A 9,249-nucleotide genomic window follows, 5' to 3' on the forward strand; every position below is an offset into this window, starting at 1 on the left:
CGAAACAAAATAATTCCCATTGAGGAATAAAGAAGCGGCAAAAATCATCGACATCGCAGAAAATTTCAACTAACTTGTTCATAGCCTGTTCCTCCCCGGAGCTGTTTCGGCGTGCACCAAAACATTGCTCCTGGAACAGGCTTCATGTCAATTTCTTATCCAGAATTCGGGTTAAATTAATCATGGGGCGATATCTTAAAATATCGCCCCATCTTTTTTATGGCGTAGAAGTACAGGATACGTCTTCCAATGCTAACAACTCTTCAATCGTTTGACGGCGGCGAATTAATTGAGGCTTACCATTAACAAACAACACTTCAGAGATAAGCGGACGGCTATTGTAATTGGAGGACATTGACGCACCATACGCACCAGTATCATGAAAAATTAGATAGTCGCCAACCTGAACAGGCGGCAACGCTCTTGGCGCAATCCCCCCGCCTTCAACCTGGGTAAAGATATCACCGGATTCACACAACGGCCCCGCAACTAACGTTTCCCGCAATGGCAATTGCTCAATCTTACGTCCATCAGCAGGCAAAACTGAGATATGGTGATAACTGCCATACATTACTGGACGCATTAAGTCATTGAACCCCGCATCCACCAGAACATAATTACGGCTCCCCATCTGCTTAACCGCCCGAACTTCTGTCATCAGAATGCCAGATTCCGCCACCAAAAAACGCCCCGGTTCAATTTCTAGTTCAACTTTATGACCTAAATGCTGCTCAATCCTTTTACGAGCATCATCCCACAACCCAAAATAATGAGCGATATTGATTCGCTCATCTCCCTGATGATAAGGAGTCGATAAACCACCACCGGCTGAGATTGCCTGAATATCTTCACCACAGAGAATAACCTGTTCAACCATCGCATTGCACACACTGGCAAGGTGATGATAATCAACACCAGAGCCAATATGCATATGTAAACCAAGCAATTTCAATCCATAGTGGCGGATTTTCTCAATTGCCCGTGGAAGATCCTGATACCAAATACCATGTTTACTGTTTTCCCCGCCTGTGTTCGTCTTCTGGCTATGACCATGACCAAACCCAGGATTGATCCGCAACCATACCGGATGCCCTTTTTTACATTGACCAATCTGTTCCAACATATCGATAGAGCCCGCATTAACTGGAATATCCAACTTGGTTACTTGTTGCAACGTCGGCACATCGATTAAATCAGCAGTAAAAACGATGTCTGACACTTCTTGTTTTGGGCAAAATCCGGCCCGCAAAGCACGCTCAATTTCCCCTAGCGAAACAGCATCAACTTTTACACCATACTCACGCATTAGGCGCAAAATATGAGTATTAGAACAGGCTTTCTGAGCAAACCTAACTACATCAAACTGACATAACAATTTGATTTTTTGGATAATTGTTTCACTATCGTAAACCCATAATGGAGTACCATACGTTTCTGGCAAACGCCCCAAACTCTCCGGTATCAGATTAGGACAACTATTACGGGTAAAATTGGAGGTAAAAGTACTCATCAGGGTTTCTCTCATAAAGTCAGCAAATAACCCATTATTGGCAGTAAAAAACAGGAATAAAAATATCCATTTCGTTATAGTCTATTCATCTGTGATATAGAATTATCATTTGAAGGAACAATTTATGTCTTCTTGTTCATGGCGCCATATTGAAATCTTCCATGCGGTAATGACGACAAAAAACCTGACAGAAGCGGCTATTTTATTACAAACATCACAACCAACCGTCAGTCGTGAATTAGCACGATTCGAGCACCTAATAAGATTCAAACTATTTGACCGAGTAAAAGGCCGCCTGCACCCAACAGCGCAAGGATTACGCCTTTTTGAAGAAGTTCAACGCTCTTATTATGGACTTGAAAGAATAATGAATGCGGCTGACAACATACGTAAATTTCAACATGCTCAGCTTTCCATCGCCTGCCTGCCGGTATTTTCTCAATCACTATTACCGCAAGTTTGCCATCACTTTATCCGTCAATATCCTGAGACTAATTTAACCATCATTCCACAGGAATCACCGCTATTAGAAGAGTGGCTCTCAGCTCAACGCCATGATCTGGGTTTGACAGAACATTTGCAGACGCCACCGGGTACACAGAGAGAAACATTGATCACACTGAATGAAATTTGCGTATTGCCCGCCGCTCATCCTCTCAGTCATAAACCGTTATTGACTCCCGAAGATTTCAGCGAACAAAACTTTATCAGCCTTTCGATAACGGATAGCTACCGGCAGCTCATTGATGGAATATTCGCAGAGCACCGTATTCGCCGCCGCATGATTATGGAAACTCACAGTGCTGCATCAGTATGTGCAATGGTGCGCGAAGGCATCGGTGTTTCTATTGTCAACCCACTGACTGTACTCGATTATCTGGACAGCCACGGCAAATCTGAAATATGCGCTCGCCCATTCAGTATTAACATTCCTTTTACTGTCAGCCTGATAAAGCCCATTCATCGCCCCTCTTCTGTCCCAGTCGATACTTTTATTGAACACCTAAAAGCACAAATTGCCCTGTTTCCTCAAAAACTAAAGTCAGCCTTTCAGCATTAGTGCTTGCCAGTACGGAGAAGAAGCAAACCACTGAATCAGAAAATCCAGTAATGCCCTCAGCGTTGCTGGCATATTTTGACGGCTGGCATAAATACCATAAATTCCCATCGCCTGAGGTCGATATTCTGGCAACAACTGAATCAATTTTCCTGACGCCAAATGCGAAGCAACAGAATAATAGGGTTGCATGGCGACTCCCGCTCCTTGCAATGTTGCTTCCATTAACACCATCGATTCATTAGCACTCAAAGTACCGCTAACAGGAACAGAATATTTTTCTCCCTGGCGTTCAAATAACCAAAGACTTTTGCCAAAAAAGTTATAAGTCATACAGTTATGCAGGGCTAAATCAGCAGGCTTTTGAGGAAGCATTTTTCCCATCAGGTAGGAAGGGGCAGCGCAAACCACAGAATGACATGTCGATAACGGTCTGGCGATCAAATTTGGCTCCAGATTATTGGTGATGCGTAACGCTAAATCTATCCGCTCCTCGACCAAATTTATTGCCTTATTACTCACTTGCATATCAATAGCTATCTGAGGATAAATCTGCATAAACTCAGGAATCGCCACAGACAATGCGCTCACCGCCAGAGATTGAGAACTGCTTATTCGCAAAAGGCCACTCAGCTCCTGCGCTTCTACTGGTTGATGAACAGGTATCTCTTCCGCCAATTGCAATAACTTACGACTACGCTGGTAGGCGATCTCTCCTGCCGATGTCAGGTTGATCTTTCTCGTCGTACGATGTAACAGACGTACTCCCGCCCATTTTTCCATTTCAGCCAGATAACGGGATACCATTGCCCGCGACATATCTAACCGTTCCGATGCAGCAATCATGCTGCCTTGTTCTACAATTATAGTGAACACTTGCGCAGCAGTGACTCTATCCATCAATTAGCTCGATTTATGCAACAAACAATTGCCAATTATGCGGTTTTTTCATCGAAAAACGCAACTTATTATGAACCTTGCTACACACAACATCAGGAATTCAATCATGACTCGCAAAACAACACTAAATATTGCGCTGGCAGGTATCCTTTCCTTGGGTACTATTTCTCTGGCACAAGCCACTAACCTAAAACTGGATGTTTTCAATCCAGGTGAAAGAAGCATATTTCCCGTCTCTTCTGAGCTCATCATCGGTGATAGAGAAGTTGTACTGATCGATGCTCAGTTCCAAAAAAATGACGCTGAAGCACTAGCCAGAAGAATTAAGTATACCGGCAAAAAACTGACAACTATCTATATCAGTCAGTCTGATCCTGATTTCTATTTTGGCCTTGATACACTGACCAAAGCGTTCCCTAACGCCAAAGTCATTGCATCACCAGAAACCATTAAAGAAATCAAAGAGACCAAAGATGGCAAACTGGCTTATTGGGGAGGTATCCTGAAAGAACAGGCCCCAAAAAAAGTTATCGTGCCGCAACCGTTGGAATGTAACACTTTTACAGTTGACGGTGAAAAGTTGATTGTCGAAGGTCTTGATGGCCCTGCGGCTAACCGTACTTTTGTTTGGATACCAAAATTAAAAGCAGTAGTAGGCGGTGTCACCGTTTCAGGCAACATTCATGTCTGGATGGCAGATACACAGACTAAAGAGTCTCGTAAAAACTGGATGCAAACATTAAATCGTATGAAAGAGCTGAAACCGACAATTGTGGTTCCAGGACATTTCATTGGTAATACACCAATGACGTTAGAATCCGTTAATTTCACGCAAAAATACCTGACTATTTTTGAGAAAGAGCTGGCAAAAGCGAAAGATTCAAAAGCGCTAATAGCCGCAATGGAAAAGCACTACCCGACACTTGCAGACAAATCCAGTCTCGAATTAAGTGCTAAGGTGCTGAAAGGCGAAATGAAGTGGCCCCAATAAGTGAATTAACTCTTTTTCAGGAATAAGTAATATGCCCGGAATGATTCTGCATTACATCTATGATCCACTATGTGGCTGGTGTTATGGCGTTTCCTCTCTGATACAAGCAGCAAAAGAGGTCGCAAATGTGAAAATTGAATTGCATGGCGGCGGAATGCTGACAGGTGATAACAGACGCCAACAAATAGACAGCACATGGCGTGATTATATCCTTAGCCAGGATAAACGGATCGCAAGCCTTACCGGGCAAACTTTCAGTGAGCAATATGTCGCACTGTTAAATGATAAATCACTGATTATGGATTCATTACCACCAATATCAGCCATTCTTGCAGCAGAAAAGTTGGCTGGCAAAGGTGTCGAAATGTTACTGGCAGTACAAAAAGCGCATTATGTTCGTGGATTAAAAATCAGCGAAACTGAAACATTATTGAATTTGGCGAATGAGTTGCAGCTTGATTCAGAACTGTTTCAGCAAGAGCTGACACTGAATAATGAATCAGAAGGTCTCCAACATATTAGGAAAAGCCGTGAACTATTGACAACAGTTGGCGGCTCCGGCTTCCCTACATTTATTCTAGAAAATGACAGAAACGAGCTATCTATTATTTCTCTTGATAAATACTTGGGACATCCCAAACGTTGGCAAGATGCACTGATTCACTGTCAATTTTAATCCCACAGTTTTAATACCACAATTTTAACTACTGGCGCCCATACATTTTCAGCTATTGGGCGCCATTCACGATAACCCATCTATTGCCAATACGTGCATATAGATCATTATGACCGCAGAAATGGCTATATATGGGCCAAAAGCAACGGACTCTTGGTAATTTTCTCGTATTCTCCACATCCAAAAGTATCCAATAAGACCAAACAGTGAGGATAAAAACATTAATAAAGGAATTGCGCCAATCCCCAACCAAGCACTAACCGCCGCCATTAACTTAAAATCACCATATCCTAACCCTTCTTTATGACAAATTATTTTGAATAACCAATAGAGCGACCATAAAATTAAATAACCAGCAATCGCACCTGTCACAGCTTGTTCAATAGGCACAAAAGTTTGATTCAAATTTAATAATAACCCTATCCATAACAGTGGATAACTTATTACGTCTGGCAATAACTTAATTTTTATATCAATAAAAGACAGTATAATTAACACCCAAACAAATATCAAAACAAACATTAAAACAATATATGAATGAAAACTCAATGGAAAATAAATAATAAAAAAAGCTGTTATAAACAGTGTCACTAATTCAACCTGAAAATAACCAAAAGCTATTTCTTCACATCCATAAATAATTTTAATGAAAAGAGATATCACTTTATTCAGAATTATTCCAGACACTATTCCAACAAGAATAGCGAAAACAACAACCTTAATATTAAAATCCACTTAATAAAACACCCCCAACTTAATTAGATAATGAATATTTTCACAAAAAAGTAGAAAACATTAACTCTATTTTTGGCATAAAAATATAATAATAAACACCTATACTTTAAAACAACAAAAAAAATATAAAACAGTCAAATTAAATATAAATATGCGAACAAACTCGCAACATTTATTCAGAGATAACAATCTGTCTAGAGATAGCTTGATAATTGGATTAAGCCTACCTTATCATATCCTCCATTATTTATTGCCTTATACCCCGCAGGAAGGACAGGAAAACATGCGTATACCCCGCATATATCACCCAGAATTACTCTCATCGAACACTGAAATTTATCTGAGTGATGAGGCGGCTAACCATGTCGGGCGGGTACTTAGAATGAGTCATGGTCAACAGTTGCAACTGTTTGATGGCAGCAACCAGATCTTCAACGCTCAGATCACCGAAGCTAGCAAAAAATCTGTCAAAGTACATATCAGCAATAGCGAACTTGCCGATAATGAATCACCACTTAATCTCCATCTAGGGCAAGTCATATCCCGCGGTGAGAAAATGGAATTCACCATTCAAAAATCTGTAGAACTAGGGGTAAATGTTATTACGCCTTTAATTTCTGAACGTTGCGGTGTAAAGCTGGATGGAGAACGGTTGGCTAAAAAACTTCAACAGTGGCAGAAGATTGCTATTGCTGCCTGTGAACAATGCTGTCGCAACCGTATACCTGAAATTCGCCCAGTGATGCAACTCGAACACTGGTGTGCGGAAGATGATGGCAGTTTAAAATTAAATCTACATCCACGAGCCAGCCAAAGCATCAATACCCTGCCTTTACCTGTCGAAAAAGTGCGTTTGCTGATCGGCCCGGAAGGCGGATTATCGATAGATGAAATTGCTATGACAGCTAATTACCAATTTACTGATATCCTATTAGGACCACGGGTACTGAGAACAGAAACGACAGCGCTCACCGCAATTACTGCACTACAAGTGCGTTTCGGCGATTTGGGTTAAGGAGAAAGAATGATCAAACTCGGCATCGTGATGGACCCTATTTCATCCATCAACATCAAGAAAGACACCAGTTTTGCCATACTATTGGAAGCGCAACACCGCGGCTGGGAACTCCACTATATGGAGATGAGCGATCTCTATCTGCACCAAGGGGAAGCCCGCGCACGTACCCGCTTATTGCAGGTAGAAAACAGTCCACAGCAATGGTATCAGTTCGATAGAGAACAAGATCTGGCACTGGAAACATTGGATGTCATCCTGATGCGTAAAGATCCACCATTTGATACTGAATACATTTACGCCACTTATATCTTGGAACGCGCTGAAGAGAAAGGCACTCTCATTGTCAACAAACCACAAAGCCTGCGCGATTGTAACGAAAAACTATTCACAGCTTGGTTCCCTGAATTAACACCAGATACATTAGTGACTCGCAATGCTGTTCAGTTGCGTGAATTCCACCAGAAACATGGTGATGTCATCTTTAAACCACTAGATGGTATGGGCGGCGCATCGATATTCCGCCTGAAAAAAGATGATCCAAACGTTGGGGTTATTATTGAAACCCTGACGGAACATGGCAATCGCTTCTGTATGGCGCAAAATTTCTTACCGGCCATCAAAGAAGGCGATAAACGAGTATTAATTGTCGATGGCGAACCTGTTCCTTATTGTCTGGCTCGTATCCCTGCCCAAGGTGAAACCCGAGGTAATCTTGCTGCGGGCGGCCGCGGTGAAGCTCGCCCGCTTTCAGAAAGTGACTGGTCTATCGCCAGAGCTGTTGCTCCGACTTTAAAAGAAAAAGGGTTAATTTTTGTTGGCCTGGACATCATTGGTGACAAACTGACTGAAATTAATGTCACCAGCCCAACCTGTGCACGCGAGATAGAAGCCGCTTTCCCTGATATTTCAATCATTGGCATGTTAATGAATGCGATTGAAGAACGGTTAGAGAAATAAAAAATTCTTTTTGCGAATTTGCCTGTCAGGGTTTGTCATTTATACTTTTAGCCCACATACTGTGGGCTAAATAATCCTTACATAGCAAGGTTAATTACTAGAAACAAAATGAATCTACAGCACCATTTTCTTATCGCCATGCCCTCATTATCTGATCCCTATTTCAAACGCTCAGTTGTTTACATTTGTGAACATAATGAAAATGGGGCAATGGGATTGGTGATAAATAAACCTATTGAGCAAATCTCCGTTCGGAAAGTTTTACAAAAGCTGAAAATATCACCAGAAGATCGGGATGAAAGTATCAATCTAAACAAACCTGTCATGACTGGCGGCCCACTGGCTGAAGATCATGGTTTTATATTGCACACACCGAAACCAGGTTTCAGTTCAAGCATCAAAATTTCCGATGACACAATGATCACCACATCCAAAGATGTCCTTGAAACCTTGGGTACACCGCGCCAACCAAAACAGATATTGGTCACGTTGGGGTATGCCAGTTGGGAAAAAGGCCAACTTGAAAAAGAGATAATGGAGAATAGCTGGCTAACAACAAATGCTGATCCACATATTATTTTCAACTCCCCTATTGCGGACCGCTGGCGTGAAGCCGCATCTTTGCTCGGTATCAATATCTACAATATTGCGCCACAAGCAGGACATGCGTAGATGAGCAACCGTACAATAATGGCTTTCGATTTTGGCACCCGCAGTATCGGCGCAGCCATCGGACAAGAAATCACGGGTACCGCCAGAGCATTAACCTCATTTAAAGCCACAGATGGTATCCCCAATTGGCAGCAAATCGAAAAATTGCTTAAAGAGTGGCAACCCGATCTAGTTATCGTTGGTCTTCCCCTCAATATGGATGGCACTGAGCAATTTGTCACAGCGCAAGCACGTAAATTTGCAAACCGGCTGCATGGCCGGTTTGGCGTACAAGTTCAACTCCAGGATGAACGCCTGACAACGGTTGAAGCCCGTGCTCATCTGTTTGACCGAGGTGGTTATAAAGCCTTAAACAAAGGCAAAGTAGATGCTACTTCTGCTGTTATTATTCTGGAAAGCTGGTTTGAACAGCACTATTAACAGCGTAATAGCTAATAAATGTAATAATGATCAATTAACGGTAACGGCGATCAATTAACAGCAACCGTATAACCTCGATTCGCGATTAACTGATATACCCGTTATCTTTCAAATTGCCTCTTTGTTGGCTGCACTCGCTCATCCCAGTCACATAGTTAACCTGAGGTTTGCTTAAGAAGGGAACTCAGTGCCTGAGGCACGATCAAAGTTTTTGTCAAAGAAAACAAAATCGTGGAGATCCTCAGGCATGTTTAATTTAGAAGAACTTTACTGCTGCGTCGATGACTTTTGCCAAAAATTTATTCCTCTCTGG

General features: G+C 42.0%; 10 protein-coding genes. 7 read left to right on the forward strand and 3 right to left on the reverse strand.

Annotation, left to right across the window (positions count from 1 at the left end; translation table 11 throughout):
* Nucleotides 1–217: 217 nt before the first annotated feature.
* A complete protein-coding gene (lysA, locus tag EAE90_RS22325) occupies nucleotides 218–1,510 on the reverse strand; it encodes a diaminopimelate decarboxylase (RefSeq protein ID WP_214055336.1) in 1,293 nt (430 codons plus the stop codon).
* Nucleotides 1,511–1,634: 124 nt separating this feature from the next.
* On the opposite strand from lysA, the gene EAE90_RS22330 reads away from it, so the two are divergent.
* Nucleotides 1,635–2,570: a LysR family transcriptional regulator gene (locus tag EAE90_RS22330; protein WP_214055337.1), complete on the forward strand. Its 936-nt coding sequence runs from the start codon at nucleotides 1,635–1,637 to the stop codon at nucleotides 2,568–2,570.
* On the opposite strand, the gene EAE90_RS22335 is transcribed toward EAE90_RS22330, so the two are convergent.
* Nucleotides 2,553–3,467 (reverse strand): LysR family transcriptional regulator, encoded by a 915-nt coding sequence (locus tag EAE90_RS22335; protein ID WP_214055338.1) that lies wholly within the window; start codon nucleotides 3,465–3,467, stop codon nucleotides 2,553–2,555. The genes EAE90_RS22330 and EAE90_RS22335 overlap by 18 nt on opposite strands.
* Before the next feature lie 106 nt (nucleotides 3,468–3,573).
* Here EAE90_RS22335 and EAE90_RS22340 point away from each other — a divergent pair, with 106 nt between their 5' ends.
* The gene (locus EAE90_RS22340; RefSeq protein ID WP_214055339.1) at nucleotides 3,574–4,458 is read left to right on the forward strand and encodes an MBL fold metallo-hydrolase; all 885 of its coding nucleotides are present in this window, start codon (nucleotides 3,574–3,576) and stop codon (nucleotides 4,456–4,458) included.
* A gap of 31 nt (nucleotides 4,459–4,489) precedes the next feature.
* Complete coding sequence (locus EAE90_RS22345; RefSeq protein ID WP_214055340.1) at nucleotides 4,490–5,134, forward strand: DsbA family protein; 645 nt, start codon at nucleotides 4,490–4,492, stop codon at nucleotides 5,132–5,134.
* Nucleotides 5,135–5,200: 66 nt separating this feature from the next.
* Here EAE90_RS22345 and EAE90_RS22350 read toward each other — a convergent pair whose 3' ends face one another.
* Entirely contained in the window at nucleotides 5,201–5,869 is a 669-nt protein-coding gene (locus tag EAE90_RS22350) for a prepilin peptidase (protein WP_214055341.1), read from the reverse strand.
* 283 nt (nucleotides 5,870–6,152) lie between these two features.
* Between EAE90_RS22350 and rsmE the strand changes: the two genes are divergently transcribed.
* The 4 genes from rsmE (at nucleotide 6,153) to ruvX (ending at nucleotide 8,936) form a co-directional block, all read left to right on the forward strand.
* A complete protein-coding gene (rsmE, locus tag EAE90_RS22355) occupies nucleotides 6,153–6,884 on the forward strand; it encodes a 16S rRNA (uracil(1498)-N(3))-methyltransferase (RefSeq protein ID WP_214055342.1) in 732 nt (243 codons plus the stop codon).
* A gap of 9 nt (nucleotides 6,885–6,893) precedes the next feature.
* Nucleotides 6,894–7,844: a glutathione synthase gene (gshB, locus tag EAE90_RS22360; RefSeq protein WP_214055343.1), complete on the forward strand. Its 951-nt coding sequence runs from the start codon at nucleotides 6,894–6,896 to the stop codon at nucleotides 7,842–7,844.
* A gap of 108 nt (nucleotides 7,845–7,952) precedes the next feature.
* On the forward strand, nucleotides 7,953–8,516 hold the full coding sequence (locus EAE90_RS22365; RefSeq protein WP_118987960.1) for a YqgE/AlgH family protein: 564 nt from the start codon (nucleotides 7,953–7,955) through the stop codon (nucleotides 8,514–8,516).
* A complete protein-coding gene (ruvX, locus tag EAE90_RS22370) occupies nucleotides 8,517–8,936 on the forward strand; it encodes a Holliday junction resolvase RuvX (protein WP_214055344.1) in 420 nt (139 codons plus the stop codon). It begins immediately after the preceding gene.
* Nucleotides 8,937–9,249: the final 313 nt, after the last annotated feature.

The organism is Photorhabdus caribbeanensis, assembly GCF_018448885.1.
GTDB lineage: Bacteria > Pseudomonadota > Gammaproteobacteria > Enterobacterales > Enterobacteriaceae > Photorhabdus > Photorhabdus caribbeanensis.

Coding starts and splice junctions, on each gene's coding strand:
- lysA (WP_214055336.1), bottom strand. CDS start 1,510: ATGAGTACTTTTACCTCCAATTTTACCCGTAATAGTTGTCCTAATCTG.
- EAE90_RS22330 (WP_214055337.1), top strand. CDS start 1,635: ATGTCTTCTTGTTCATGGCGCCATATTGAAATCTTCCATGCGGTAATG.
- EAE90_RS22335 (WP_214055338.1), bottom strand. CDS start 3,467: ATGGATAGAGTCACTGCTGCGCAAGTGTTCACTATAATTGTAGAACAA.
- EAE90_RS22340 (WP_214055339.1), top strand. CDS start 3,574: ATGACTCGCAAAACAACACTAAATATTGCGCTGGCAGGTATCCTTTCC.
- EAE90_RS22345 (WP_214055340.1), top strand. CDS start 4,490: ATGCCCGGAATGATTCTGCATTACATCTATGATCCACTATGTGGCTGG.
- rsmE (WP_214055342.1), top strand. CDS start 6,153: ATGCGTATACCCCGCATATATCACCCAGAATTACTCTCATCGAACACT.
- gshB (WP_214055343.1), top strand. CDS start 6,894: ATGATCAAACTCGGCATCGTGATGGACCCTATTTCATCCATCAACATC.
- EAE90_RS22365 (WP_118987960.1), top strand. CDS start 7,953: ATGAATCTACAGCACCATTTTCTTATCGCCATGCCCTCATTATCTGAT.
- ruvX (WP_214055344.1), top strand. CDS start 8,517: ATGAGCAACCGTACAATAATGGCTTTCGATTTTGGCACCCGCAGTATC.